This is a genomic window from Thermomonas paludicola, assembly GCF_024498955.1.
GTDB lineage: Bacteria > Pseudomonadota > Gammaproteobacteria > Xanthomonadales > Xanthomonadaceae > Thermomonas > Thermomonas paludicola.
The window spans coordinates 2469780-2495931 of the sequence record NZ_CP093311.1 but is presented as its reverse complement, the minus strand read 5'-3'; the positions used below and the strand labels follow the sequence as shown (position 1 = coordinate 2495931).

Below are 26152 nucleotides of genomic sequence, written 5' to 3'. Positions count from 1 at the left end.
ACGAAAGCGTCAAGCGCGTTACCATAGTCATGCAACGAACGTGCGTCAACCCGTTGAATCTGCGGATGTTTTTCGTCTTTCCCGTTTAACGTCGCGTTAACGCAGTCAGCCCGAAACATGAATGCGGCTCGCTTCCGGCGTGCCCCGGAGAAGAGGTGTCTGTGTCAGAACAGCAGCAAGCCCTGGAACTGATTGCCCGCGGCAGTGACGAAATCCTCAAACGGGAAGAACTGGAAACCCGCCTCAAGCTTGGTCGCCCGATGCGGATCAAGGCTGGTTTCGATCCCACCGCGCCTGACCTGCATCTGGGGCACACCGTGCTGCTCAACAAGATGCGCCAATTCCAGGAGCTGGGCCACCAGGTGATCTTCCTGATCGGCGACTTCACCGGGATGATCGGCGACCCCACCGGCAAGAACGTCACCCGCAAGCCGCTGACGCGCGAGGACGTGCTCGCCAATGCGCAAACCTATTCCGAGCAGGTGTTCAAGGTGCTCGACCGCGAGCGTACCGAGGTGCGCTTCAACAGCGAGTGGTTCGGGGCAATGAGTGCTGCCGACATGATCAAGCTCGCCGCGCAGCACACGGTGGCGCGCATGTTGGAGCGCGATGACTTCGCCAAGCGCTACGCGGCGCAGCAATCGATTGCCGTCCACGAATTCCTGTATCCGCTGGTACAGGGGTATGACTCGGTGGCGCTGAAGGCGGACGTGGAGCTGGGTGGAACCGACCAGAAGTTCAACTTGCTGATGGGGCGCGGCCTGCAGGAGCACTACGGCCAGCCGCCGCAGGTCGTGCTGACCATGCCGTTGCTGGAGGGGCTGGACGGCGTCAACAAGATGAGCAAGTCGCTGGGCAATTACATCGGCATCGCGGAGCCCGCCATCGACATCGTCACCAAGACGATGAAGATCGGCGACGCGTTGATGTGGAAGTGGATCGACCTGCTCAGTTTCGAGATCGGCATCGCCGAGTCCGCGCGCCTGCGTGCCGAGGTTGCGGGTGGCCTGAACCCGCGCGACATCAAGCTGCGCCTGGCGCGCGAGCTGGCCGCGCGCTTCCATGATGCGGCTGCCGCCGAGCAGGCCATTGCAGGCTGGCACGCCGCCGTGCGCGGCGAGGGTGATCTTGCTGCGCTGCCATTGCAGGAGGTGGCGGTGCCGGCAGACGGGCTGCGCATTGCCGCGCTGCTGGTGGCGGCAGGGTTGATGCCCAGCAATTCGGAGGCCAGCCGCAAGCTCAAGGAGCGTGCGGTGCGCGTCGATGGCGAGGTGTTCGAGGACGCGTCTCGCGTGTTCATGCCGGGCTTCGAGGGCGTGCTGGCCGTGGGCAAACGCAACTTCGCGCGGGTGTGCTTGCGCGGTGCGTGAAAAGTCCGAAAAAAGGGCTTGCGAGGATCGTATCGCCCCGCTAGAATCATCGACCCGCTGGAGGCTTCGGCACGCAGCGGGAAGCGAAAAAAAGTTCACATTCGGGTGTTGACAGGTAGTAAAACCCCGGTATGATGGGCGGCTCACTCAGGTGCTTCGGCGCGGGGTGGAAGGGCAAGGCGCTGAGGCCGAGTCCGGAGATCTTTGACAGTGTGCGCAGGTGACTTGTGCGGGCGTCTGGTGGTGGCGGTTGTCCATCAGTAGACGTTCGAACAGAACCTCAATTCTTATAAGTATTCGTACGCAAGTACAACGTACAGCGAGTATTGAGTCTGGTCGGGCTCTACAAATCGAAGCATTAGAGGATTCGTCCTCGAAAACTTTAAGTGAAGAGTTTGATCCTGGCTCAGAGTGAACGCTGGCGGCAGGCCTAATACATGCAAGTCGAACGGCAGCACAGCTTAAGCTTGCTTAAGTGGGTGGCGAGTGGCGGACGGGTGAGGAATACATGGGAATCTGCCCAGTCGTGGGGGATAACGTATGGAAACGTACGCTAATACCGCATGCGCCCTTCGGGGGAAAGCCGGGGACCTTCGGGCCTGGCGCGATTGGATGAGCCCATGTCGGATTAGCTAGTTGGGGGGGTAAAGGCCCACCAAGGCGACGATCCGTAGCTGGTCTGAGAGGATGATCAGCCACACTGGAACTGAGACACGGTCCAGACTCCTACGGGAGGCAGCAGTAGGGAATATTGGACAATGGGCGCAAGCCTGATCCAGCCATGCCGCGTGAGTGAAGAAGGCCCTCGGGTTGTAAAGCTCTTTTGTCCGGGAAGAAAAGCTCCAGGTTAATACCTTGGGGTTCTGACGGTACCGGAAGAATAAGCACCGGCTAACTTCGTGCCAGCAGCCGCGGTAATACGAAGGGTGCAAGCGTTACTCGGAATTACTGGGCGTAAAGCGTGCGTAGGTGGTTCGTTAAGTCTGATGTGAAAGCCCTGGGCTCAACCTGGGAATGGCACTGGATACTGGCGGACTAGAGTGCGGTAGAGGGTAGTGGAATTCCCGGTGTAGCAGTGAAATGCGTAGAGATCGGGAGGAACATCCGTGGCGAAGGCGACTACCTGGACCAGCACTGACACTGAGGCACGAAAGCGTGGGGAGCAAACAGGATTAGATACCCTGGTAGTCCACGCCCTAAACGATGCGAACTGGATGTTGGGCTCAATTTGGAGCTCAGTATCGAAGCTAACGCGTTAAGTTCGCCGCCTGGGGAGTACGGTCGCAAGACTGAAACTCAAAGGAATTGACGGGGGCCCGCACAAGCGGTGGAGTATGTGGTTTAATTCGATGCAACGCGAAGAACCTTACCTGGCCTTGACATGCACGGAATCCTTTAGAGATAGAGGAGTGCCTTCGGGAACCGTGACACAGGTGCTGCATGGCTGTCGTCAGCTCGTGTCGTGAGATGTTGGGTTAAGTCCCGCAACGAGCGCAACCCTTGTCCTTAGTTGCCAGCACGTAATGGTGGGAACTCTAAGGAGACCGCCGGTGACAAACCGGAGGAAGGTGGGGATGACGTCAAGTCATCATGGCCCTTACGGCCAGGGCTACACACGTACTACAATGGTGGGGACAGAGGGCTGCAATGCCGCGAGGCGGAGCCAATCCCAGAAACCCCATCTCAGTCCGGATCGGAGTCTGCAACTCGACTCCGTGAAGTCGGAATCGCTAGTAATCGCAGATCAGCATTGCTGCGGTGAATACGTTCCCGGGCCTTGTACACACCGCCCGTCACACCATGGGAGTTTGTTGCACCAGAAGCAGGTAGCTTAACCTTCGGGGGGGCGCTTGCCACGGTGTGGCCGATGACTGGGGTGAAGTCGTAACAAGGTAGCCGTATCGGAAGGTGCGGCTGGATCACCTCCTTTTGAGACATGGCAACGCATTGCCAGACGTCCGCACAAGTGACCTGCATTCAGAGAACGCGATCCCGCAGGGGGTTGCGTGTCCCCTCGCTTTAGATAGCACGGGGCCTTAGCTCAGCTGGGAGAGCACCTGCTTTGCAAGCAGGGGGTCGTCGGTTCGATCCCGACAGGCTCCACCATCTGGCACGACACATTGGGTCTGTAGCTCAGGTGGTTAGAGCGCGCCCCTGATAAGGGCGAGGCCGGTGGTTCGAGTCCTCCCAGACCCACCACTCTGAATGATCTGCGCACACACACATTTGAAATGCCTTGGCACTGTGGCCGGGGCATGTTCTTTGAAAATCGGGATGTAGCGAGCGTTTGAGACAAATGTCTGCAACGTGTCGTAGAGGCTAAGGCGGGCAGCGCGAGCTGCCTTATTGAAGTAGTGATAAGTCGTACCATTCGCTGGTATGCGTATCGCTCCGAGGCAACTTGGGGTGATATGGTCAAGCGAATAAGCGCACACGGTGGATGCCTTGGCGGTCAGAGGCGATGAAGGACGTGACAGCCTGCGAAAAGCGTCGGGGAGCTGGCAATAAGCTTTGATCCGGCGATGTCCGAATGGGGAAACCCACCCTTAGGGGTATTGCATGGTGAATACATAGCCATGCAAGGCGAACGCGGTGAACTGAAATATCTAAGTAACCGTAGGAAAAGAAATCAACCGAGATTCCGCAAGTAGCGACGAGCGAACGCGGACTAGCCCAAAAGTCGATCTTGCTTTAGCAAAACACTCTGGAAAGGGTGGCCATAGCGGGTGACAGCCCCGTATGCGAAAGGGCCTGGTCGATGAAATTGAGTAGGGCGGGGCACGTGAAACCCTGTCTGAACATGGGGGGACCATCCTCCAAGGCTAAATACTCCTGACCGACCGATAGTGAACCAGTACCGTGAGGGAAAGGCGAAAAGAACCCTGGTGAAGGGAGTGAAATAGATCCTGAAACCGTGTGCGTACAAGCAGTCGGAGCCCGCAAGGGTGACGGCGTACCTTTTGTATAATGGGTCAGCGACTTACTGTTCGTGGCGAGCTTAACCGTATAGGGGAGGCGAAGGGAAACCGAGTCTGATAAGGGCGCATAGTCGCGGGCAGTAGACCCGAAACCGGGTGATCTAGTCATGCCCAGGGTGAAGGTACCGTAACAGGTACTGGAGGCCCGAACCCACGCCCGTTGCAAAGGTCGGGGATGAGGTGTGATTAGGAGTGAAAAGCTAATCGAACCCGGAGATAGCTGGTTCTCCTCGAAAGCTATTTAGGTAGCGCCTCATATGTATCCTCTCGGGGGTAGAGCACTGTTATGGCTAGGGGGTCATCGCGACTTACCAAACCATTGCAAACTCCGAATACCGAGACGGACTGTATGGGAGACACACGGCGGGTGCTAACGTCCGTCGTGAAAAGGGAAACAACCCAGACCCACAGCTAAGGTCCCAAATTACTGCTAAGTGGAAAACGATGTGGAAAGGCACAGACAGCCAGGAGGTTGGCTTAGAAGCAGCCACCCTTTAAAGAAAGCGTAATAGCTCACTGGTCGAGTCGGTCTGCGCGGAAGATTTAACGGGGCTAAGCAGTAAACCGAAGCTTGGGGTGTGCATCTTTTGATGTACGCGGTAGAGGAGCGTTCCGTAAGCCGTTGAAGGTGGATTGAGAAGTCTGCTGGAGGTATCGGAAGTGCGAATGCTGACATGAGTAACGATAATGCGGGTGAAAAGCCCGCACGCCGAAAGCCCAAGGTTTCCTTGCGCAACGTTAATCGACGCAGGGTGAGTCGGCCCCTAAGGCGAGGCAGAAATGCGTAGTCGATGGGAAGCTGGTTAATATTCCAGCACCTCGTGCATATGCGATGGAGGGACGGAGAAGGTTAGGTGAGCCGGGCGTTGGTTGTCCCGGTGAGAGGACTGAGGTGGTGCCCTTAGGCAAATCCGGGGGTGCAACATTGAGGTCAAGGACGAGTTCATTAGAATTAAGTCACCGATATCACGCTTCCAGGAAAATCTTCTAAGCTTCAGTATGCACAGACCGTACCGTAAACCGACACAGGTGGGCAGGATGAGAATTCTCAGGCGCTTGAGAGAACTCGGGTGAAGGAACTAGGCAAAATAGCACCGTAACTTCGGGAGAAGGTGCGCCTCTCATGGTGAATAGCTGAGGGAGGCCGAAGTAACCAGGCCGCTGCGACTGTTTATCAAAAACACAGCACTCTGCAAACACGAAAGTGGACGTATAGGGTGTGACGCCTGCCCGGTGCCGGAAGGTTAATTGATGGGGTCAGCCGCAAGGCGAAGCTCTTGATCGAAGCCCCGGTAAACGGCGGCCGTAACTATAACGGTCCTAAGGTAGCGAAATTCCTTGTCGGGTAAGTTCCGACCTGCACGAATGGCGTAACGACAGCGGCGCTGTCTCCACCCGAGACTCAGTGAAATTGAAATCGCTGTGAAGATGCAGCGTTCCCGCGGCAAGACGGAAAGACCCCGTGAACCTTTACTATAGCTTTACACTGAACGTTGAGTTCGTCTGTGTAGGATAGGTGGGAGGCTGTGAAACCATGACGCTAGTTGTGGTGGAGCCAACCTTGAAATACCACCCTGTCGTGCTTGACGTTCTAACCTGGGCCCGTAATCCGGGTCGGGGACCGTGTATGGTGGGTAGTTTGACTGGGGCGGTCTCCTCCCAAAGTGTAACGGAGGAGCTCGAAGGTACGCTCAGCGCGGTCGGACATCGCGCACTGTGTGCAAAGGCATAAGCGTGCTTGACTGCAAGATCGACGGATCAAGCAGGTAGGAAACTAGGACTTAGTGATCCGGTGGTTCTGTATGGAAGGGCCATCGCTCAACGGATAAAAGGTACTCCGGGGATAACAGGCTGATACCGCCCAAGAGTTCATATCGACGGCGGTGTTTGGCACCTCGATGTCGGCTCATCACATCCTGGGGCTGTAGTCGGTCCCAAGGGTATGGCTGTTCGCCATTTAAAGTGGTACGCGAGCTGGGTTCAGAACGTCGTGAGACAGTTCGGTCCCTATCTGTCGTGGGCGTTGGAGATTTGAGAGGGGCTGCTCCTAGTACGAGAGGACCGGAGTGGACGAACCTCTGGTGTTCCGGTTGTCACGCCAGTGGCACTGCCGGGTAGCTATGTTCGGAAGCGATAACCGCTGAAAGCATCTAAGCGGGAAGCGCGCCTCAAGATGAGATCTCCCGGGGCACAAGCCCCCTGAAGGAACCATCAAGACCAGGTGGTTGATAGGCAGGGTGTGTAAGCGCAGTAATGCGTTGAGCTTACCTGTACTAATGATCCGTGTGGCTTGACCATATCACCTCAAGTTTCTTCCACTCGCCAGTGCGTGCGAGTCGTTTGAAACCCTTGGCCTCGACGAAGCGTTGATGGCATTTGCAACAACCGTTCGCTACATCCCAACTTATTGCTGCAACGAACAGCCAAATGCCGTTCGTTGATCGCAACCCAATGAGAGCGTGTGCGCGATTGCACGGGCAGCTGCCCCGCAAACCGCGACCCTCCACCCTCTCCCTGGTGATCACAGCGCTGTGGTACCACCCGATCCCATCCCGAACTCGGAAGTGAAACACAGCTGCGCCGATGGTAGTGTGGCCTCGCCATGCAAGAGTAGGTCATCGCCAGGGTCTTTCTTCAAGCAAACCCCGCCTCTTCGAGGCGGGGTTTTGTCTGTGCGCGAGACTGGGGCAGGGGGCCCTGCGCGTGGCGCAGGCCTGCGTCGACGTGAATCAGAACCCGGCCCGCCGCATGCAGGCGCAAGCGGGCATGATTTCGCGATGTTCGAATCGACTCAGCCGCCAACCCGAAGAGCTGCGGAAACCATCAGCCCGATCACGCAGGCGAGGCCGCCCATCCATGCCAGGCTGCGCAGATACTGCAAGGCGGCGATGTAGAAGATGCCGTGCAAGATACGGAATGCAATGAAGGTCATGGCCAGCCACGCGACGCGCTGCGGATCGACCTGTGCGAACTGGGCCATCAGCACGGCGACCGCGAATGCGGGGAATGCTTCAAAGGCGTTGAGGTGGGCGTTGTAGGCATTGCGCACGCGATAGCTGTCCTGCTTGGCGATCCAGGCGCGCGGGTCCTTGTTGTTGTAGCCGGGCGCGCCGGTTTTCGCGACCACCGTCCACAGATAGGGCAGGCAGGCGGCAATCAGGATGCTGCAGTAGGCGATGAACATGGGGCGCTCCCGGGCTGGTGAAGCCCGAGTCTAGCCTGCGGGGTGGCGCGGCGTCCGCGGCCGTCCGATCCGGGTCATGGCGTTCTTGCGGCGGCCGGACGCGCCATCATCTTGTCGCGCGCTGCCTTGAATGGATTCCCCGGGGACCAGTTGGGCCACTGGCCGTCGTTGGCCAATGTCTGGCCAAGGTCGTACACCGTCTCGAGATCCTCGATGATGCCGTCCAGGCGCCATGTTGCGGCATCAAACTGATCACCCGGCTTGTGGTACCGGTGCTCGGTGTAGTCCTTGCTTGCGGCATCGCCAGCGGTCTGTCCGCCGTCGATCAGGTCGGTTCCACTGTCGATGTACAGCGCTGGCACGCCGGCCTTGGCGAAGTTGAAATGGTCCGAGCGGAAGTAGTACCCGGCGGCCGTGTTCGTTTCCGCGACGATGCGTCGTTGCTGCGGGGTGAGCACTGCTTTCAGCAGGTCTTCGAGCTGCGAGCTGCCGTTGCCGACAACGGTGAGGTCGTGCGCCTTGCCGGTGGGCGAGAGTGCATCCAGATTGATGACTGCCACGGTCTTGTCCAGTGGAATGACGGGATGGCCGACGTAGTACTTGGATCCGAGCAGGCCGGACTCCTCCAGCGTGACCGCGAGGAACAGGATCGAGCGCTTCGGCGGTGTCTTGGCTTTGCGGAAGGCTTCGGCGATTTCGAGGATGCCCGCAACGCCGGTGGCGTTGTCCACCGCGCCGTTGTAAATGTTGTCGCCGGGTTCACCTGGATGCGTGCCGAGATGATCCCAGTGCGCCATATAGACAATTGCTTCGTCTGCTGCGTCGCTCCCGGGCAGCAGGCCAAGCACGTTGCGCGAGGATTTTTCGACGCTGCTGCTCTTCAGCGTCATCGAGGCGGTTGCCGCCAGCGGCACTGCCTTGAACCCGCGCCGGTTGGCGGCAGCCCGCAAGGTTGGAAGATCCTGACCGGCGGCCTTGCACAGCGCCGTCGCGGCGCCATCGGTGATCCATCCCTGGGCGGGCAAGCGCGGATCGGGGTCACTTCCGGCCGGCAGGTCGTACTGCGGGCCAGACCAGGAATTCTTCACCACATCCCAGCCATAAGAGGCGCCGGCCGTGTCATGGATGATCAGCGCAGCGGCCGCGCCTTTGCGTGCGGCTTCCTCGAATTTGTAGGTCCAGCGTCCGTAATACGTCATCCGCTTGCCGTCAAACAGGGCGGCCTCGTTGGCGTGGAACCCCGGATCGTTGACCAGCATCACCACGGTCTTGCCGCGCACGTCGATGCCGTCGTAATCATTCCAGCCGCGCTCTGGCGCGTCCACGCCGTAGCCGACGAAGACCAGCGGGCTGTCCTTGAGGGAGATCACTGGCTGGCCGGTGCGGGTGCCGATCACCATGTCGGTTCCGAACGCGAGTACCTGCTCGGCGCCGCCTGATTTCAACGTCAGCGTGGTTGCCGCGTCGGCGATGGTTTCCACCATTGGTACGGTTTGGTACCAGTCGCCGCCGTTGCCGGGCTGCAGACCAATACGTGCGAACTGCGAGCGGATGTACTCGACGGTCTTGTCTTCGCCGCTCGTGCCCGGCCCGCGACCGCCAAAGTCGTCAGCCGCCAGTCGCTGCACGTGTTCCGCAAAATCCCCGGCGCTGATGGCGGGCACGAAGGCATGGTTGCCCGCGGCCACCGGGGGTGGGTTGGCATCGCCGGCGACTGCGGAGGACGACGAGGTGTCGGCGCTGCGCGGGCCGCACCCGCACAGCGCCAGCATGGCAAGGCAAAGCGTGAGGTTGCGCATCGCATGGCTCCGGGCAGGGGTCATGCGATTCTAAACGCGATCGGACGCTTATCTTGCGGGCGGGGTGTTGCCGGCATAACGCTGCACGGTGGCGCCGGAGACGCTGCCGATGCGGGCGCTGGCGTGCACGTACAGCGTCACCTCGCGCTCGAACACCAGTGGCCCTTCAACCACGGCATTCGGGCCGATGACGATCCGCGGGATTTTCCGATTGCCGAAGAGACTGAAGGCGCTGCCCTGGTTTTTCTCCACCTTGATGCCACCCTTGACCGATGAATCCGCGCCGACGGTGATATCGCCATTGACGGTTTCGATGCGGCCCTCGACGGAGGTTCCGACGATGCCGATCCCGCCGTTCACGGTGCTGATGCCACCACGGACCCGGCCGCCGCGATCGATGAAAATCCCGCCATTGACCGTTTCGGCGTCGCCCTCGATGCGCGCATTGCGGCCGAAGCGAATGCCGCCGTTGACCGTGGATACATCGTCCACGGCGACGTCGTCTGCGGCCTGGATGCCGCCATTGACCGTGTCCACGTCCTTTGCGCGGCTGTTGTGTTGAAGGTCAATGCCGCCGTTGACGGTGCTGAGGTCGCCGTAAGCCTGGGTCGCCTCGGCGGTGATGCCACCATTGACCTTGTCGATATCGGCAAGCGTGCCATGCGCTTGCGGGGCGGCGAACGTGGTCGTGCTGAGCAAGAGCAGGCCAGTGCAGAGCAAGGATCGAAACTGCGTCATCTTGGCCTCCCGGCCATGGTGGTGTAAGCAGTGGATGCGTGAAGCAGGCGCAGGGTTTAGTCGCCGCTACAATCTCCCTTCCCGCCCACCCCCTGCAGGCATGCCCGTGTCCACGTCTTCCTCGCCGCGTCCCAAGCCCGTCGTCCTGTTGATCCTGGATGGTTGGGGACATCGCGAGGAGACCGCCGACAATGCGCTGGCGCTGGCGGACCTGCCGAATTGGCGGAGCCTGTTGGCTTCCCGCCCGCACACCTTGATCCACACCGAAGGTCGCTTCGTGGGCTTGCCGGATGGACAGATGGGCAATTCCGAAGTCGGCCACATGAATCTGGGCGCGGGTCGGATCGTCTATCAGGACCTGACCCGTGTGGATGCCGCCATCGAGGACGGCAGCTTCTTCGCCAATGCCGAGTTGAATGCCGCCTGTGCCGCGGTGAAGGGCAATGGCGGCACGCTGCATGTCCTGGGCCTGTTGTCGCCGGGCGGCGTGCACAGCCACGAGCGCCACATCTTCGCCATGCTGGAGCTGGCACATCGTGCCGGCGTGCCGCACGTGGCCGTGCATGCGTTCCTGGATGGGCGCGACACGCCACCGCAGTCGGCAGACGCCAGCCTGCGCGCCCTGCAGGCGCTCTGCGACCGCTTGGGCAATGCGCGCATCGCCAGCGTCAGCGGGCGCTACTACGCGATGGATCGCGACAAGCGCTGGGATCGCCTGCTGCGGGCGTGGAACGCGATCGTCGATGCCGATGGCGAACAGCGCGCCGCCGATGCGATGTCCGCGCTGCACGCCGCCTATGCGCGAGGCGAAAACGACGAATTCGTGGCGCCCACTTCGCTGGACGGCGCGGTGCCCATGCAGGATGGCGATGCCGTGGTGTTCATGAACTTCCGCGCCGACCGCGCGCGCCAGCTCACGGCGGCGTTCGTCGAGCCTGCGTTCGATGGGTTCAGCGCCCAGCGCCCGGCGTTGTCGCGCTTCGTCTGCTTGAGCGAGTACGACGCCAGTCTGCCCGCGCCGACAGCGTTCGCGGCGGATGACCTGCGCCACACCCTGGGCGAAGTGGTGGCGGAGGCCGGCTTGACCCAGCTACGCATTGCCGAAACCGAGAAATACGCGCACGTCACGTTCTTCTTCAGCGGTGGGCGAGAAGCATTGTTTGCGGGCGAGCAGCGCATCCTGATTCCAAGCCCGAAGGTTGCCACGTACGACCAGCAGCCGGAAATGAGCTGCCCCGAGCTGACCGAAAAACTGGTGGCAGCCATTGCGAGCCAGCACTTCGACGTGATCATCTGCAATATCGCCAATCCCGACATGGTGGGCCACAGCGGGATTCTGGAAGCCGCGATTCTCGCCGCGCAGGCGGTGGATGTGGCAATCGGCAGGGTCGTCGAGGCGGTGCGCGCAACGGGTGGCGCGCTGCTTGTCACGGCGGACCACGGCAACCTGGAAATGATGCGCGACCCGCTTACCGGCCAGCCGCATACCGCGCATACCGTGGGACCGGTGCCGCTGGTCTATGTCGGCGATCGCGCTGCATCGCTGCGCGCAGGCGGCGCGCTGCGTGACGTTGCCCCGACCCTGCTTGACCTGTTGGGCCTGCCCCAGCCAGCCGACATGACTGGCCAGAGCCTGTTGCTGCCGGGCTGATGCACGTGCGCGCGGCCATGGTGTTCGTGCTGCTGGTGCTTGCCGTCTTTGCCGCAGGCCCGGGCGTTGCGCAAGACCAGCATGAAGCGGAGCAGCGCCTGCACAAGGTGCGCGGCGAACTGCAGGCGGTTGCCGCCGAACGGCGCCAACTGGAGGGGCAGCGCGGCGATGCGAGCCGCCGACTGCGCGAGGCCGATGCGCTGGTGGGCGGCACGCAGCGCGCCTTGCAGCAAACCCAGTCGGTGCTGCAGCGGGATGGCGCGCAATTGGCCGCGTTGCAGGCCGAGCGGGCGACGTATTCCGGCAATCTGCAGGCGCGCAGAGCCGAGCTGGTGCAGCTGCTGCGCGCGGCGCAGGTGCAGGGCGATGCTGCCGCATTGAAGGCGCTGCTGGCGCAGGATCACGTGGCGGAAGCCGGGCGGTCGCTGGCGCTGCAGGGGTATCTGCAACGCGCGCAGGTCAAGCGCATCCGCGCGCTTGCCGCCGACATCGCGCGCGTTCAGGCACTGGAGGATGCGATCACGCAGCGTCGCGCCGCGTTGGGGGAGGCCCAGCGCAAGCAGGCGCAGCAGTTGGCGCAGCTGCAGCAGGCGCGCCAACAGCGCGCAGGATTGCTGGCCAGTCTTGAGCACCAGTACCAGGATCGCAGCGCGCGCGAAAAGGCCCTGGGGCAGGATGCCAAGGCGCTGCAGAATCTGCTGGGCCAGCTGCGTGCGGCGGCGGCCAAGGCAGCGCGTGATGCCGCCCGTGCCCGTGCCGAAGCCGACCGCCTGGCAAAGGCCGGGGGCAAACCCACGCCTCGGCGGGCTCCCCTGGCCAGCGCGCCGGCACTGCGTGTGGGTGGGCTGGGGTGGCCGGTGACCGGGAACCTGTTGGCCGCGTTTGGCGGTCGCCTGCCAGATGGGCGACGCAGCGACGGCGTGTTGATCGCTGCGCCAGCCGGTGCGGCGGTGACGGCGGTGGCGGATGGCACGGTGGTGTTTGCCGACTGGATGACCGGCTACGGCAATATCCTGATCGTCGATCACGGCAACGGTTACATGAGCCTGTATGCCCACAACGACGCTTTGCAGCGGACAGCCGGCGATGCAGTCAAGCGCGGCGATCGGCTGGCCACGGTCGGCAGCTCGGGCGGGCAGGGTGCGCCGTCGCTGTATTTCGAGCTGCGCCACAATGGCGCCCCGGTGAACCCGGCAGCGTGGCTGACCCGGCGCTGAGCCGGCCTGTCGGCACGCTACGATGCGCAGGCATGATGACGGAACCCCGTGCGCGGGGGGCAGGTCGAACCTCCACCCGATTCCACCATCCCAACCAAACCCGGAGCAATGCATGCGCGCCAGGCTTCTTTCCCTTCTGATCGCGTTTGCATTGCATCCCGCGCTGGCTGCTGCGCAAGCCGTGCCTGCACAGGCCGAGCCTGCACAGGCGGACGGGCAGGCTGCGTCGCTGGAGGATGCCGATCCCGATGCGGTTGCGCTGCAGTCGGCCAAGGTCCCGCTGGACGAGATCCGGCGCTACGTCACGGTGTACAACGCAATCAAGCAAGCCTACGTGGATCCCGTGGATGACCACAAGCTGATGCAGTCGGCGGTGCGCGGACTGCTGTTCGATCTGGATCCGCACAGCGCCTACCTGGAAAAAGCCGATGCTGACGAATTCAACGAACAGACCCGTGGAACTTACGACGGCGTAGGCGTTCAGCTGCAGCAGCTGCCGGATGGCACGCTGCGGGTGGTGGCGCCGCTGGATGGCAGTCCGGCGGAAAAGGCCGGGCTGCGCAGTGGCGATCGCATCGTCGCCATTGACGGCAAATTGCTGGCGGCCGGGCAGGGGGACGTCTCCACGCCGCTGCGCGGAAAAGCCGGCAGCAAGGTCGTGTTGAAGGTGGTGCGCGAAGGCGTGAAGGGGACGTTCGAACTCTCCATCACGCGCGACACCATCCGCACGGCAAGCGTGCGTTCGCGCATGCTGGAGCCGGGTTTTGGATACATCAGGATCGCCAGTTTCCAGGCATCGACGGCCACCGATTTCGTCAAGCAGCTGGATGCGTTGCAAAAAAGCGCGCCGTTGCGCGGGCTGCTGCTGGACTTGCGCAGCAATCCCGGCGGGCTGCTGATTGGCGCGGTGCAGATCGCCGACGAATTGCTGGACAAGGGGGGCATCGTCAGTACCCGCGGGCGGGAGGCGATCGGCAACAGCCACTTCGACGCCACTCCCGGCGATCGCCTGCACGGCGCGCCGCTGGTGGTGCTGGTGGACGCGGGATCGGCCAGCGCAGCAGAGGTATTGGCGGGTGCCTTGCATGACAACAAGCGCGCGCGCGTGATCGGCAGTCGCACTTTCGGCAAGGGCTCGGTGCAAACCCTGTTGCCGCTCGACAACGGCGATTCGGTGAAGCTGACCACGGCGCGCTACTACACGCCCAGCGGACATTCGATCCAGGCGCTGGGCATCGAGCCGGACGTGGTGCTGCATCCCGTTGACACCCCGCGCCGGGCGCCGCCGATCAGCGAGGCCGAGCTTCCCAATCATCTTGCGGCCGAGTCCGATGTGCAGGAAGGTGACAACGCAGGTGAAGTCCTGCCTGGCACCAAGCCCATCGATGCCGCGCTGGCGGAATTGAAAACGCTGGCGGGCGTGGCGGTGGCGCCCAAGCCGGTTGCTGGCAAGCCGGCTGCCGGCAAGCGTCAGTAACCGCGATTGCGGCGCAGGCGACGGGCAATCGCCGCGCGCGTCAACAAGGCGAACAACACGCCGAATACGAAGCCCGCGATGTGTGCGGGCCAGGCCACGGAACCGAACGCTGGCCCGCTGTAAGCGAAGACCAGCTGCAGCAGCGCCCACAGGCCAATCAGCAGGAATGCCGGCACCCGCACGAACTGCAGGAACAGGCCAAGCGGCAACACCACGCCCAAACGCGCCCCGGGGAACAGCGCAAGATAGGCGCCGATGACCGCCGACACGGCGCCGCTGGCGCCAATCACCACGCGATCCGGCGCATCGATGGCCAGCACTGCGGCCAGGTTGGAGACCGCGCCGCCCAGCAGGAACAGCAGCAGGAACCGGCGCCCACCCATGGTGCGTTCGGCCGGCAGACCGAAGATCAGCAGGAACACCAGGTTGCCGAGCAGATGGATCCAATCCGCGTGCAGGAACAAGCCGGAGATCAGCCGTAACGCGCTGCCGTCGGCCAGCGCCTGCCGCCAGGCGGCGGCGGTGTCCAGCCCCCCCGTCAGCACGCCCCAGTCCAGCACGGTGGCAAGACTGCCCGCCGGCGCGCGCAGCGCCGCCACCACATAGGCCAGCCACAGTGCTGCAAACAGCAGTGGGGTGGCCCAGGCGATGCGGCGTTGTTGGCGGGGCGGAATGGCGATGAACATACGTGGAGCGAATGTTAGCGGAGGGTTAAATTTGCGGTATAGTCACATACGGCGACGTACGTCGGGGGGAGGGCTGCCGTTGGCAGAAGACTCCGGTGCGCGCAGGGCGATCCGTGAAGCCGGCAGGGTTCATGCAGGTCGCACATGACAATCCACGCAGCACTGTCACCGGAGAATCTTCGATGAGCAACAATCGCACCATCCGCGCCTCGGCGCTTGCACTGGCCGTGATCGGCACCCTGTGTGCCGGCCAGGCAGCCGCATCCGGCTTCCAGCTGCGCGAGCAGAGCGTCAAGAACCTCGGCAAGTCCGGCGCGGGCAGCATCGTCGGCAAGGACGCCGCAGTGGTCTCGCTGAACCCCGCGGCAATGGTCAACCTGGACAAGACCACCATCCAGTCCGACCTGACCGTGATTGATCTGGATGCCAAATTCGCGGGCGGCGGCGCCATCCTCGGCAATCCGGGCGCACCGCTGACCGGCAACAATGGCGGCGACCCGGGCGCGCCGACGCTGGTGCCGAACATGGCCGTGGTGTTCCCGATGCATGGCGCGCTGGAAGGCCTGACCCTGGGCGCCAGCCTTGGCGCACCGTTCGGCTTGTCGACCGACTATGACAAGAACTGGGTGGGCCGCTATCGCGCGCTCGAGTCCGACGTGAAGACCATGGACCTGACCTTGTCTGCCGCGCTCAAGCTGGGCGACGGTGTGTCGATTGGCGCTGGCTTCATCTGGGAGCGTGCGCAAGCCACCCTGAGCAAGGGCATCGACTTTGGCAGCGCGATCTGCGCCGGCTCGGGCAACCCGCTCAACTGCTTCAACCCGGCGTATCCGTTCAAGCCGCAGATGCTGGATGGCAGCCTGACCGTGAAGGGCGCCGACAACGCCATCGGCTACGTGGTGGGTGCGCAGATTGCGCCGTCGGACAAGCTGGCGATTGGCGTGAGCTACCGCTCCGAGATCAAGCATGAGCTCAAGGGCACGCTGGACTTCGTCGGCGTGCCGGCGCTGCTGGGTGCCGACCCGCGCTTCAAGGACAGCGACGGCGGTGCGCGCCTGGTCACCCCCAGCGTCACCACCGTGAGCGTCCGTTATTCGGTGATGGACAACTTCCGCCTGTTGGCCGACTACCAGTACACCGGCTGGTCCTCGCTGCATGACGTGACCATCAAGCGTGCCTCGGGCACCGTGGTCGGCAGCGAGCCGTTCCACTGGAGCAACACCAGCTTCTACTCGCTGGGTGCGGAATACGACCTGTCGCCGGAGTTCACCCTGCGTGCCGGCGTCGGCAAGGACAAGACCCCGACCAACGACACCTACCGCACCCCGCGCCTGCCCGACAACGACCGCACCCTGTATTCGGTTGGCGCGAGCTGGAACGTGAGCGAAAACCTGACCCTGGATGCCGGCTACCAGTACATCGGCATCAAGTCGCCGACGGTCAACCTGCCGGTGGATGCGGCCAGCGGCAATACCTCGACCCTGGTCGGCAAGTTCACCGGCCATGCCGATCTGCTGGGCGTGTCGATGCAGTATCGCTTCTGATCCCGACGGATCAGTGGCAGCAAAAAGCCCCGCGCAAGCGGGGCTTTTTGTTTGACTCGGCTGCGGCGGCCGAGGGTGATTCAAATCGCGTGTGCGCGCGAAACGGTCAATCGCCCAGCGTAAGCAGCGAGGCGTTGCCGCCGGCGGCGGTGGTGTTGACGGTCACCGTCTTCTCGGTGGCGAAGCGCGGCAGGTAGTGCGGGCCGCCGGCCTTCGGGCCGGTGCCGGACAGGCCCTGGCCACCGAACGGCTGCACCCCGACCACCGCGCCGATCTGGTTGCGGTTGACGTAGATGTTGCCGACCTTGGCGCGGGCCACGATGCGGTCGATGGTGGCGTCGATGCGCGAATGGATGCCCAGGGTCAGGCCGTAGCCGGTGGCGTTGATGGTGTCGATCAGCGCATCCAGCTGGTCGGCCTTCCAGCGCACCACGTGCAGGGCCGGGCCGAACTTCTCGCGGTCCAGCTGGGCGATCGACTGCAGTTCCCACGCGGCGGGGGCGAAAAACGTGCCGTGCTCGCTGCCGGCGCCCAGCGTGGCCTTGGCGATCGGCCTGGCCTCGGCATCCATGCGCGCGGCGTGGGCGACCAGGATCGCCTTGGCGTCCTCGTCGATCACCGGACCGACGTCGGTGGACGGCAGGCCGGGGTCGCCGACCGTCAGTTCCGCCATCGCACCCGCCAGCATGCCGATCACCTTGTCGGCGATGTCGTCCTGCACCAGCAGCACGCGCGCCGCCGAACAGCGCTGGCCGGCCGAGGTGAAGGCCGAGCCCAGCGCGTCCTTGACCACCTGTTCCGGCAGCGAGGAGCTGTCGGCGATCATCGCGTTCTGGCCGCCGGTTTCGGCGATCAGGGTGGCGATGGGGCCCGCTTCGCGGCTGGCCAGCGCGCGGTTGATCAGGCGCGCGGTGTCGGTGGAGCCGGTGAAGCAGACGCCGGCCACGCGCGGGTCGCGGGTCAGCGCGGCACCGACGGTGGCGCCGTCGCCCGGCAGATACTGCAGGACGTCCTGCGGGATGCCGGCTTCGTGCAGCAGCTGCACGGCGGCGAAGCCGATCAGGTTGGTCTGTTCCGCCGGCTTGGCGATCACGCTGTTGCCGGCGGCCAGCGCCGCGGCGATCTGGCCGAGGAAAATGGCCAATGGGAAATTCCACGGGCTGATGCAGACGAACACGCCGCGCCCGGCCAGCTGCAGCTGGTTGGATTCGCCGGTGGGGCCGGGCAGTGGCATCGGCGCGAAATGTTCGCGCGCCTGCAGCGCGTAGTAGCGCAGGAAGTCCACCGCTTCGCGGACTTCGGCGATGCCATCGGACAAGGTCTTGCCGGCTTCCTTGGTGCACATCGCCATGTAGGCCGGCATGCGCGCCTCCAGCAGGTCGGCGGCGTGCTCCAGGATCGCCGCGCGTGCGCCAGCCGGGGTGGCATCCCAGGCAGGCTGCGCGGCCACTGCATTCGCCAACGCCTTTTCGACGCAGGCGGAATCGGCAGGTTGCCAGTGGCCGACCGTTTCGCGGCGATCGGCGGGGTTGGTGACGGCTTCGGTGTTGCCGGTTGCCTGCGCGCCCGGCACCAGCGGCGCGGCGGTCCAGCGACCGGCACCGGAGGTGTTGAGCGCGGCGGCAAGCTCGCGCAGCTGGTCGTCGTTGGCGAGATTGATGCCCATGGAGTTGTCTCGTGGTTGGTGCTGGCTGCGATACAGATCGACCGGCAACGGAATGCGGGGATGCTGGAGGTGTTCAAGCGAAGACACGAATTCGACCGGGTCGCGGATCAGCTCCTCGACCGGGATCGTGTCATCGGTGATGCGGTTGACGAAGCTGGAGTTCGCGCCGTTTTCAAGCAGGCGGCGGACGAGGTAGGGCAGCAGGTCCTCGTGGCTGCCGACGGGCGCATAGACACGGCAGGGCACGTCGAGGCGGTCGGCGGGGATCACTTCGGCGTACAGGTCATCGCCCATGCCGTGCAATTTCTGGAACTCGAAATCGCGGCGGCTGCGCATCGCCCGCGCCATGCGGTGCACGGTGGCGATGGTTTGTGCATTGTGGGTGGCGAACATCGGGTAGATCGCGTTGCCGGCATCCAGCAAGCGCCTCGCGTTGGCGAGATAGGACACGTCGGTGTTCTGCTTGCGGGTAAACAAGGGATAGCCGGCCTGGCCGTCCATTTGCGCGCGCTTGATTTCAGCATCCCAGTAGGCGCCTTTGACCAGCCGCACCGGAATGCGCCGGCCCAGTTGCGACGCCATGTGGGTGATGTAGTCGATCACCTGCGGCGCGCGCTTCTGGTAGGCCTGCACCACGATGCCGAAGCCGTTCCAGCCGCGCAGTGATTCGTCCGCCATGACCTGGAAAACCAGGTCAAGCGACAGTTCCAGGCGATCGGTTTCCTCGGCGTCGATGGTCAGGCCGATGCCATAGCGGCGCGCAAGTTGCGCCAGTTCCAGCAGGCGCTCGCCCAGTTCATCCAGTACGCGCGCGCGTTTTGCGTGTTCGTAGCGCGGATGCAGCGCCGACAGCTTGACCGAGATGCTGGGGGCGGCGAAGACGTCCGTGCCCGCGAAACTGCCGTTGGGGCCGGTCTGGCCGATCGCATGGATCGCCGCGAGGTAGGCCTGCTGGTAGCGCAGTGCGTCCTGCGTGGTCAGCGCGCCTTCGCCGAGCATGTCGAACGAGTAGCGGTAGGCCGCATTGTCGCCCTTGCGGCTGCGCGTCAGCGCCTCGTCGATGGTGCGGCCGAGCACGAATTGGTGGCCCATGATCTTCATTGCCTGGCGAACCGCCAGCCGGATCACCGGCTCGCCAGCGCGGCCGACCAGGCGCTGGAACGCGCCGTGCGCGTCGCGCTTGGTGTCGTCGGCCAGATCGACCAGCTTGCCGGTCAACATCAGGCCCCAGGTGGACGCATTGACCAGCAGCGAGTCCGACTGGCCCAGGTGGCGCTTCCAGTTGGCATCGCCCAGCTTGTCGCGGATCAGCGCGTCGGCGGTGGCCTGGTCGGGGATGCGCAGGAGCGCCTCGGCCACGCACATCAGCAGGACGCCCTCGTCGCTGCCGAGGTCGTACTGGCGCATGAAGGCCTCCACCACGCCTTGGTTGCGCGCGCGCGCGCGGACGCGGGTGACCAGGTCGGCAGCCACCGCCTGCGCTGCGCTGCGCTCGGGCGCCGGCAGCGTGGCCAGCGGCAGCAGTTCGCGCATGTGTGTGGCTTCGTCGCGGATCCAGCCGGCGGTAATCGCCGCGCGTGCCGCGCCGGGGGTGGCAGGGAGTTCCGGCGCCAGGATGGGCGACGGGAGGGAGGATGGGTTGGACAAGTTGTTCATTGCGCAGGCGGAATGCCGGCATTCCTCGGGGGCGGAAGCCGCCTAGTTTAGTGCCTTGGCCGCTTCGCTGGCGCGTCGCCCGGCAGGCGCGTGGTTGCCGCTGGCGGGGCGCGCCATTAACATCGCTCAGGTTGGAGCCGGTTGATCTGGGTCAAATGATGCCCAGGCAACCGAACCGTCATTCAGGCAATGGGGCGCGATAGTGATGACATTCGGTCGTTTCAAACAGTGGGCAATGGCCGCGTTCGCGATGGCCGCGTTGCCGCTGACGGCGGTTGCGCAGGGCGGCGGCGCAGGAGCGGCCGACCCGCATCGCTGGCAGCTGAACATGGCGCCGGGCGTCACTCCCACGTCGCATGCCGCGTATGACGCGCACATGATCGTGCTCTGGGTTTGCGTGGTGATCGGGGTGCTGGTGTTCGGCGCGATGGCGGTGGCGATTTTCCGCTTCCGCAAATCGAAGGGCGCGGTGCCGGATACCGGCTTCATCCACAGCACCCGCCTTGAAGCGATCTGGACCACCATCCCGGTGCTGATCCTGATTGGCCTGGCATTCCCGGCCACCAGCGGCTTGTTGCGCATGTATGACGTGCGCGACTCGGAAATGACCGTGAAGGTCACCGGCTACCAGTGGATGTGGAAGTACGACTACCTGGGCGAGGACGTGTCGTTCACCAGTCGCCTGGACCGCAAGAGCGACGATCTGCGCCAGAGCGGCAAGGTCGTCACCGAGGCCGATGATCCGCACTACCTGCTCAATGTGGACAACGTGCTGGTGTTGCCGGTGGACACCAAGGTGCGCTTCGTGCTGACCGCCGACGACGTCATCCACTCCTGGTGGGTGCCGGCACTGGGCTGGAAGCAGGACGCGGTGCCGGGCATCGTCAACGAGGCATGGGCGCAGATCGAGGAGCCGGGCATCTATCGCGGTCAGTGCGCGGAGCTGTGCGGCAAGGATCATGGCTTCATGCCAATCGTGGTCAAGGCGGTGAGCAAGGCCGACTTCGCCACTTGGCTGGCAGCCGAGAAGGCCAGGCGGGCGCCGCCTGCCCCGGCCGCGCCTGCCCCGGCTCCTGCCGCGGAAGCAGCCCCGGAGGAGGCACCTGCCGCCACCGACGCTGCCCCCGCCACCGCTTCCCAGACCGCCCAGCCTGCCGCCACCGCGCGGGCCGGTTGATCAACGCATTGCATCGCATCCAGAAGGTCCAGCCCATGTCCGCAACGCATCCAGACGCCGTCGGCCACGACCACGGCCACCACAAGCAGGGCTTCATCGAGCGCTGGTTGTTCTCCACCAACCACAAGGACATCGGCACCCTGTATCTGGTGTTCAGTTTCTTGATGGTGATCGTGGGCGCGGCGCTGTCGGTGGGCATTCGTGCCGAGCTGGCCGAGCCCGGCCTGCAATTCGTCAAGCCCGAGATCTTCAACCAGCTGACCACCATGCACGCGCTGGTGATGATCTTCGGCGCGATCATGCCGGCCTTCGTCGGCCTGGCGAACTGGATGATCCCGCTGCAGATCGGCGCGCCGGACATGGCGCTGCCGCGCATGAACAACTGGTCCTTCTGGATCATGCCGTTCGCGTTCACCCTGCTGTTGCTGACCTTCTTCCTGCCGGGCGGCGCGCCGGCCGGCGGCTGGACCATGTACCCGCCGCTGTCGCTGCAGGGCGGCAGCAACCTGGCGTTCGCGATCTTCGCCATCCACATGATGGGCATCAGCTCGATCATGGGCGCGATCAACATCATCGCCACCGTGCTCAACATGCGCGCGCCGGGCATGGACCTGCTGAAGATGCCGATCTTCTGCTGGACCTGGCTGATCACCGCGTTCCTGCTGATTGCGGTGATGCCGGTGCTGGCCGGCGCGGTGACCATGCTGCTGACCGACCGCTTCTTCGCCACCAGCTTCTTCAACGCGGCCGGTGGCGGCGACCCGGTGATGTACCAGCACATCTTCTGGTTCTTCGGTCACCCCGAGGTCTACATCATGATCCTGCCGGCGTTCGGGATCGTGTCGGAAATCATCCCGACCTTCTCGCGCAAGCCGCTGTTCGGCTACCAGGCGATGGTCTACGCGACCGCCGCCATCGCCTTCCTGTCGTTCATCGTGTGGGCGCACCACATGTTCGTGGTGGGCATGCCGCTGGGCGGCGAGGTCTACTTCATGTTCGCCACCATGCTGATTTCCATCCCCACCGGGGTGAAGATCTTCAACTGGGTGACCACGATGTGGCGCGGTTCGCTGACCTTCGAAGCGCCGATGCTGTGGGCGATCGCGTTCGTGGTGCTGTTTTCGATCGGCGGGTTCTCCGGCCTGATGGTGGCGGTGGTGCCGGCCGACTTCCAATACCACGACACCTATTTCGTGGTGGCGCACTTCCATTACGTGCTGGTGACCGGCGCCCTGTTCGCGATCATCGCCGCCATCTACTACTGGTGGCCGAAGTGGACCGGCCGCATGTACAGCCAGACGCTGGCCAAGATCCATTTCTGGTGGACCATCGTGTTCGTCAACGTGCTGTTCTTCCCGCAGCACTTCCTGGGCCTGGCCGGCATGCCGCGCCGCATCCCCGACTACAACGTGGTGTTCGCGGACTGGAACATGGTCAGCTCGATCGGTGCGTTCGGCATGTTCCTGACCCCGTTCTTCATGGCATTCCTGCTGTGGCATTCGAAGAAGTACGGCGCCAAGGCCGAGGCGCGGGCCTGGGAAGGCGCGCGTGGCCTGGAGTGGACGGTGCCGTCGCCGGCGCCACACCACACCTTCGAGCATCCGCCGGTCATCAAGGATGGGGACCTGGCGCATGGCGACATCAGCCACTGAGCGGCCGGCCATGATGACCCGTGACCCCGTTGCCAGCGATCCCGCCGTGGAGGTGCGCCGCAAGCGCGCGCGCCGCACCGCGCTGCTGTTTGGCGGGATTGCTCTGGCGGTCTATTTCGGCTTCATATTGTCGGGGGTGCTGGGGCGGTGAGCGCGACCGGCACTCGTGAACTGGGCGTGTGGAAGATGCTGGGCGTGGCGCTGGCTGCGTTCGGCTTCGCATTCTCGCTGGTGCCGCTGTACCGGATCGCCTGCCAGAAAGTCTTCGGGGTGCGCCTGGAGCAGGGGCCTGCGGTGGCACGGGAGGGCGGCGCTGCCGCCGCCGACGCGCGCTGGATCACCGTGCAGTTCGACGGCGGCGCCAACTCCAAGCTGCCGTGGAAATTCTCGCCCGAGCAAGCGTCGATGCGGGTGCAGTTGGGGCGCCAATACCAGGCCCTGTATTTCGCCCGCAATGCCGCCGACCGCACCATCGTCGGTAATGCGGTGCCATCGCTGGCGCCGGCGCGGGCCTCGGGCTATTTCAACAAAACGGAATGTTTTTGCTTCACCGCGCAAACGCTGGAGGCGGGCGAATCCCGCGACATGCCGGTGCGCTTCATCGTCGATCCGGCGCTGCCGGCCGACGTCAAGACCATCACGCTGTCCTACACCTTCTACAAGAACGACACCCAGACCGCTGCCGTTGCGGCGGCCAAGGGCCCAGCAGGGGTGGCTCGCGCCGCGCCCTGACCCACTCACGACTCACCCGGAAAACCGCCATGGCCAATGCCCACGCCGAACTCGGCAGCCACCCACAGGACACCTATTTCGTCCCGCACGGCAGCAAGTGGCCGCTGTTCGCGTCCGTTGCCCTGTTCACCACCATGGTCGGCTTCGCCTGCTGGCTCAACGAGGTCAGCTGGGGCCGCAGCGTGTTTTTCATCGGCATCGCCAGCCTGTTGGCGGTGCTGTTCAAATGGTTCGGTGATGTCATCCGCGAGTCGCTGGCCGGGCACTACAACAAGCAGGTGGACGTCTCGTTCCGGATGGGGATGGTGTGGTTCATCTTCTCCGAAGTGATGTTTTTCGCCGCGTTTTTTGGTGCGCTGTTCTATGCCCGCCAGTTCGCCCTGCCGTGGCTCAACGGCGAGGGGCATGGTGCGGTGACGCATGGCCTGCTGTGGCCCAATTTCTCCGCAGGCTGGCCGAGCAACGGCCCGGCCGACATTGGCGGCACCTACCAGACCGTGCCGGCCTGGGGCCTGCCGCTGCTCAATACCTTGATCCTGCTGTCCTCCGGCGTCACCGTCACCATTGCCCACCATGCCCTGACCGCAGGCAAGCGCGGCGTGCTGTTGCTGTTCCTGGGAATGACCGTGCTGCTGGGTTGCCTGTTCCTGTACTTCCAGGCCACCGAATACATCCACGCGTATTCCCAGCTCAACCTGACCATGGGTTCGGGCATTTACGGGTCCACGTTCTTCATGCTGACCGGCTTTCACGGCGCGCACGTGACCCTGGGCACGATCATGCTGCTGGTGATGTGGCTGCGCTGCGCCAAGGGCCACTTCAGCAAGGACAACCATTTCGCGTTCGAGGCGGTGGCCTGGTACTGGCACTTCGTGGACGTGGTGTGGCTGGGGCTGTTCCTGTTCGTGTACGTGCTGTAACCCTGGCGCGCGGGCAGGAAACGACAAGGGCCGGCATCGCCGGCCTTTGTTTCTTGGCATCACCGGGCGGCTTCAGCCTGGTGCGCGACCCGGGCCGTGCGGGGTGATCCAGCCCATGTGGATGGCAAGCACCACCAGCAGGATCAGCACGATGCTCAGGCCAATGCGCCTGGTCAGCGAATTGACCGTGCGCTTGGTGGTGCCCTTGTCCACCAGCATGTAGTACAACCCAGCCCCGAGGTTCCACAAGATGAGGATCAGGAAGCCGACGATGAGCAAGGTTTTCAGCGAGTCGCTCATGGCGTTCTCCGGGTGGCGGGGGTGGTGGGCAGGAGCGGGAATGACAGCGTCGGATGATACGTCGCGATGAGCCTGCGCACGCGACAAGCGCTGGTGTGGTGGTTGCTCGCGTTGCTGCTTGTAAGCGCGTTCGCGCTGCTGGGGCGCTGGCAGCTGGCGCGCATGCATGAAAAGCAGGCGATGCTGGCTGCGGCGGCCACGGCGCTTGACCTGAGCCACGCGCAGCCGCTGCTGCTTGCCTCCGATCCAAAGCGTGCGCAGGGGTATGACTGGGCGGCAGGCAGCGGCGGCGTCATCAACGCCACGATCTGGTTGGACAACCAGCAGCGCCATGGGCGCGTGGGCGTGCGCATGTATTGCGTGCTGCTGCCGGACGATGGCGTGCAGGCGGTACTGGTGGACGCCGGCTGGTGGCCGCTGGGAGGTGATCGTGCATTGCCGGTGTTTGGCTGTCCTGCCGGCGGCAACCAGGCCGTGCGTGGCCTGCTCGCGCCGCCGCCGTCGGAAGGCTTGATCCACGGCCCGGCGATGGCGCAGGCGGAGGCAGGGCGCTGGCTGGCCTCACGCATGGATCTGCCGGCAATCGCCGCGACGTTGAAGCTGAACACCGGGATTGCACCGCGCGTGCTGCGGCTGGATCCGCAGCGCCAGCGTGAAGATGCGGGCGCCATGCTGATACCGGGCGAGCGCGATCTCGATATCCTGCCCAATACCCTGTCGCCCGAGCGGCATCTAGGCTACGCCGTGCAATGGTTCGGGCTGGCGATCGCCGTGCTGGTGACGGCGTTGGTGCTGACATTGAAAAAGAAGAAGCCATGACCGATTCGATTTCGACACAGGCGGGCACGCGGCGCAGCCGCAACGTGCTGCTGATCGTGCTGGCGCTGTTTTTTGGCGGCATGTTGGCGGCCGGCGCGCTGCGTTTTTCTGGCTGGCGCCCCCATGGGATGAAGAACATGGGCGAGATGCTGCAGCCGTATGGCGACCTGCGCGGCTACACGCCCACGCTGGCCGATGGCAGCCCGTATCGCTGGAAAGACAGCCCCCGCACGTGGCGGATCGTGACCCTGCCGCGCGACTGCGATGGCGCGCGGCGCAGCCAATGCGTGCAACTGCTGCAAAACCTGGACAAGGTCTGGCGGCTGATGGGGCGTGAGGCCGATCGGGTCCACGTGCTGTGGGGTGGAGCGGCGCCAACGGACGTTGGCCCATTGCGCGAAGTGCGGCTGCTGCGGGTCGATGACGGCCTGCGTGCGGGCCTGCCGCGCTGGAATGACGGGACTGACCGCGGCGATCCGGTGTGGTTGGTGGATCCCAATGGTTTCGCGGTGTTGCGCTACGCACCGGGGTTTGATCCCGGTGACCTGCGCAGCGACCTCTCGCGCCTGCTGAAGATCAATTGAGC

At 63.8% G+C, this 26152-nt stretch carries 18 protein-coding genes, 2 tRNA genes and 3 rRNA genes; 17 read left to right on the top strand and 6 right to left on the bottom strand.

Annotated features, from left to right (window positions below; all coding sequences use genetic code 11):
• Positions 1 to 161 precede the first annotated feature (161 nt).
• The 6 genes from tyrS to rrf all read left to right on the top strand — a co-directional run bounded on the left by tyrS (position 162) and on the right by rrf (position 6975).
• Positions 162 to 1370 carry a tyrosine--tRNA ligase gene (gene tyrS, locus LIW09_RS11740; protein ID WP_256647235.1) on the top strand — a complete coding sequence of 403 codons (1209 nt, stop codon included), beginning with the start codon at positions 162 to 164 and terminating at the stop codon, positions 1368 to 1370.
• 383 nt (positions 1371 to 1753) lie between these two features.
• Positions 1754 to 3300: ribosomal RNA gene (locus tag LIW09_RS11735) — 16S ribosomal RNA — on the top strand.
• A gap of 100 nt (positions 3301 to 3400) precedes the next feature.
• Positions 3401 to 3476 (top strand) — tRNA-Ala (locus LIW09_RS11730).
• Between the two features lie 16 nt (positions 3477 to 3492).
• Positions 3493 to 3569 (top strand) — tRNA-Ile (locus tag LIW09_RS11725).
• A gap of 214 nt (positions 3570 to 3783) precedes the next feature.
• A 23S ribosomal RNA gene (locus LIW09_RS11720) occupies positions 3784 to 6646 on the top strand.
• Positions 6647 to 6861: 215 nt separating this feature from the next.
• Positions 6862 to 6975 (top strand): 5S ribosomal RNA (gene rrf / locus LIW09_RS11715).
• The 16S, 23S and 5S rRNA genes sit together here with 2 tRNA genes alongside, the layout of an rRNA operon.
• A 164-nt stretch (positions 6976 to 7139) precedes the next feature.
• Here rrf and LIW09_RS11710 read toward each other — a convergent pair.
• The 3 genes from LIW09_RS11710 to LIW09_RS11700 form a co-directional block, all read right to left on the bottom strand.
• Positions 7140 to 7532 carry an MAPEG family protein gene (locus LIW09_RS11710; protein ID WP_256645790.1) on the bottom strand — a complete coding sequence of 131 codons (393 nt, stop codon included), beginning with the start codon at positions 7530 to 7532 and terminating at the stop codon, positions 7140 to 7142.
• A 74-nt stretch (positions 7533 to 7606) separates the two neighbouring features.
• Entirely contained in the window at positions 7607 to 9331 is a 1725-nt protein-coding gene (locus tag LIW09_RS11705) for a M28 family metallopeptidase (RefSeq protein WP_256645789.1), read from the bottom strand.
• Positions 9332 to 9379: 48 nt separating this feature from the next.
• A complete protein-coding gene (locus LIW09_RS11700) occupies positions 9380 to 10069 on the bottom strand; it encodes a DUF4097 family beta strand repeat-containing protein (protein ID WP_256645788.1) in 690 nt (229 codons plus the stop codon).
• A 106-nt stretch (positions 10070 to 10175) separates the two neighbouring features.
• Between LIW09_RS11700 and gpmI the strand changes: the two genes are divergently transcribed.
• The 3 genes from gpmI (at position 10176) to LIW09_RS11685 (ending at position 14414) form a co-directional block, all read left to right on the top strand.
• Entirely contained in the window at positions 10176 to 11720 is a 1545-nt protein-coding gene (gpmI, locus tag LIW09_RS11695) for a 2,3-bisphosphoglycerate-independent phosphoglycerate mutase (protein WP_256645787.1), read from the top strand.
• Positions 11720 to 12937: a murein hydrolase activator EnvC family protein gene (locus tag LIW09_RS11690; protein ID WP_256645786.1), complete on the top strand. Its 1218-nt coding sequence runs from the start codon at positions 11720 to 11722 to the stop codon at positions 12935 to 12937. Before gpmI ends, LIW09_RS11690 begins: the two co-directional genes overlap by 1 nt.
• A 112-nt stretch (positions 12938 to 13049) precedes the next feature.
• Complete coding sequence (locus tag LIW09_RS11685) at positions 13050 to 14414, top strand: S41 family peptidase (protein WP_256645785.1); 1365 nt, start codon at positions 13050 to 13052, stop codon at positions 14412 to 14414.
• Here LIW09_RS11685 and LIW09_RS11680 read toward each other — a convergent pair.
• The gene (locus tag LIW09_RS11680) at positions 14408 to 15100 is read right to left on the bottom strand and encodes a rhomboid family intramembrane serine protease (RefSeq protein ID WP_256645784.1); all 693 of its coding nucleotides are present in this window, start codon (positions 15098 to 15100) and stop codon (positions 14408 to 14410) included. The genes LIW09_RS11685 and LIW09_RS11680 overlap by 7 nt on opposite strands.
• Before the next feature lie 182 nt (positions 15101 to 15282).
• Between LIW09_RS11680 and LIW09_RS11675 the strand changes: the two genes are divergently transcribed.
• Positions 15283 to 16644 carry an OmpP1/FadL family transporter gene (locus LIW09_RS11675; protein ID WP_256645783.1) on the top strand — a complete coding sequence of 454 codons (1362 nt, stop codon included), beginning with the start codon at positions 15283 to 15285 and terminating at the stop codon, positions 16642 to 16644.
• Between the two features lie 106 nt (positions 16645 to 16750).
• Here the strand turns inward: LIW09_RS11675 and putA are convergent, their stop codons facing one another.
• Positions 16751 to 19966 carry a bifunctional proline dehydrogenase/L-glutamate gamma-semialdehyde dehydrogenase PutA gene (putA, locus tag LIW09_RS11670; protein ID WP_256645782.1) on the bottom strand — a complete coding sequence of 1072 codons (3216 nt, stop codon included), beginning with the start codon at positions 19964 to 19966 and terminating at the stop codon, positions 16751 to 16753.
• Between the two features lie 205 nt (positions 19967 to 20171).
• On the opposite strand from putA, the gene coxB reads away from it, so the two are divergent.
• The 5 genes from coxB to LIW09_RS11645 are packed head-to-tail and all read left to right on the top strand — an operon-like array spanning position 20172 to position 24447.
• The gene (gene coxB / locus LIW09_RS11665; RefSeq protein WP_425507890.1) at positions 20172 to 21143 is read left to right on the top strand and encodes a cytochrome c oxidase subunit II; all 972 of its coding nucleotides are present in this window, start codon (positions 20172 to 20174) and stop codon (positions 21141 to 21143) included.
• A 35-nt stretch (positions 21144 to 21178) separates the two neighbouring features.
• Positions 21179 to 22795, top strand: coding sequence for a cytochrome c oxidase subunit I (gene ctaD / locus LIW09_RS11660; protein WP_256645781.1), 1617 nt, complete (start codon positions 21179 to 21181; stop codon positions 22793 to 22795).
• A 10-nt stretch (positions 22796 to 22805) separates the two neighbouring features.
• Entirely contained in the window at positions 22806 to 22946 is a 141-nt protein-coding gene (locus tag LIW09_RS11655; protein WP_256645780.1) for a hypothetical protein, read from the top strand.
• A 35-nt stretch (positions 22947 to 22981) separates the two neighbouring features.
• Positions 22982 to 23527, top strand: a complete 546-nt coding sequence (locus LIW09_RS11650; RefSeq protein WP_256647233.1) for a cytochrome c oxidase assembly protein — start codon at positions 22982 to 22984, stop codon at positions 23525 to 23527.
• Positions 23528 to 23556: 29 nt separating this feature from the next.
• Entirely contained in the window at positions 23557 to 24447 is an 891-nt protein-coding gene (locus LIW09_RS11645; protein ID WP_256645779.1) for a cytochrome c oxidase subunit 3, read from the top strand.
• 72 nt (positions 24448 to 24519) lie between these two features.
• Here LIW09_RS11645 and LIW09_RS11640 read toward each other — a convergent pair whose 3' ends face one another.
• A complete protein-coding gene (locus LIW09_RS11640; protein WP_256645778.1) occupies positions 24520 to 24747 on the bottom strand; it encodes a twin transmembrane helix small protein in 228 nt (75 codons plus the stop codon).
• 66 nt (positions 24748 to 24813) lie between these two features.
• On the opposite strand from LIW09_RS11640, the gene LIW09_RS11635 reads away from it, so the two are divergent.
• The gene (locus tag LIW09_RS11635) at positions 24814 to 25566 is read left to right on the top strand and encodes an SURF1 family protein (protein ID WP_256645777.1); all 753 of its coding nucleotides are present in this window, start codon (positions 24814 to 24816) and stop codon (positions 25564 to 25566) included.
• Positions 25563 to 26150, top strand: coding sequence for a hypothetical protein (locus LIW09_RS11630; protein ID WP_256645776.1), 588 nt, complete (start codon positions 25563 to 25565; stop codon positions 26148 to 26150). Before LIW09_RS11635 ends, LIW09_RS11630 begins: the two co-directional genes overlap by 4 nt.
• Positions 26151 to 26152: the final 2 nt, after the last annotated feature.

Excerpts from the sequence above, each read along its gene's own strand:
- LIW09_RS11675 (WP_256645783.1), top strand. The coding sequence starts at position 15,283 with ATGAGCAACAATCGCACCATCCGCGCCTCGGCGCTTGCACTGGCCGTG.
- LIW09_RS11685 (WP_256645785.1), top strand. The coding sequence starts at position 13,050 with ATGCGCGCCAGGCTTCTTTCCCTTCTGATCGCGTTTGCATTGCATCCC.
- LIW09_RS11680 (WP_256645784.1), bottom strand. The coding sequence starts at position 15,100 with ATGTTCATCGCCATTCCGCCCCGCCAACAACGCCGCATCGCCTGGGCC.
- ctaD (WP_256645781.1), top strand. The coding sequence starts at position 21,179 with ATGTCCGCAACGCATCCAGACGCCGTCGGCCACGACCACGGCCACCAC.
- LIW09_RS11655 (WP_256645780.1), top strand. The coding sequence starts at position 22,806 with ATGATGACCCGTGACCCCGTTGCCAGCGATCCCGCCGTGGAGGTGCGC.
- LIW09_RS11635 (WP_256645777.1), top strand. The coding sequence starts at position 24,814 with ATGAGCCTGCGCACGCGACAAGCGCTGGTGTGGTGGTTGCTCGCGTTG.
- LIW09_RS11690 (WP_256645786.1), top strand. The coding sequence starts at position 11,720 with ATGCACGTGCGCGCGGCCATGGTGTTCGTGCTGCTGGTGCTTGCCGTC.
- LIW09_RS11700 (WP_256645788.1), bottom strand. The coding sequence starts at position 10,069 with ATGACGCAGTTTCGATCCTTGCTCTGCACTGGCCTGCTCTTGCTCAGC.
- LIW09_RS11650 (WP_256647233.1), top strand. The coding sequence starts at position 22,982 with ATGCTGGGCGTGGCGCTGGCTGCGTTCGGCTTCGCATTCTCGCTGGTG.
- putA (WP_256645782.1), bottom strand. The coding sequence starts at position 19,966 with ATGAACAACTTGTCCAACCCATCCTCCCTCCCGTCGCCCATCCTGGCG.
- LIW09_RS11640 (WP_256645778.1), bottom strand. The coding sequence starts at position 24,747 with ATGAGCGACTCGCTGAAAACCTTGCTCATCGTCGGCTTCCTGATCCTC.
- LIW09_RS11705 (WP_256645789.1), bottom strand. The coding sequence starts at position 9,331 with ATGCGCAACCTCACGCTTTGCCTTGCCATGCTGGCGCTGTGCGGGTGC.
- LIW09_RS11645 (WP_256645779.1), top strand. The coding sequence starts at position 23,557 with ATGGCCAATGCCCACGCCGAACTCGGCAGCCACCCACAGGACACCTAT.
- LIW09_RS11630 (WP_256645776.1), top strand. The coding sequence starts at position 25,563 with ATGACCGATTCGATTTCGACACAGGCGGGCACGCGGCGCAGCCGCAAC.
- coxB (WP_425507890.1), top strand. The coding sequence starts at position 20,172 with ATGACATTCGGTCGTTTCAAACAGTGGGCAATGGCCGCGTTCGCGATG.
- LIW09_RS11710 (WP_256645790.1), bottom strand. The coding sequence starts at position 7,532 with ATGTTCATCGCCTACTGCAGCATCCTGATTGCCGCCTGCCTGCCCTAT.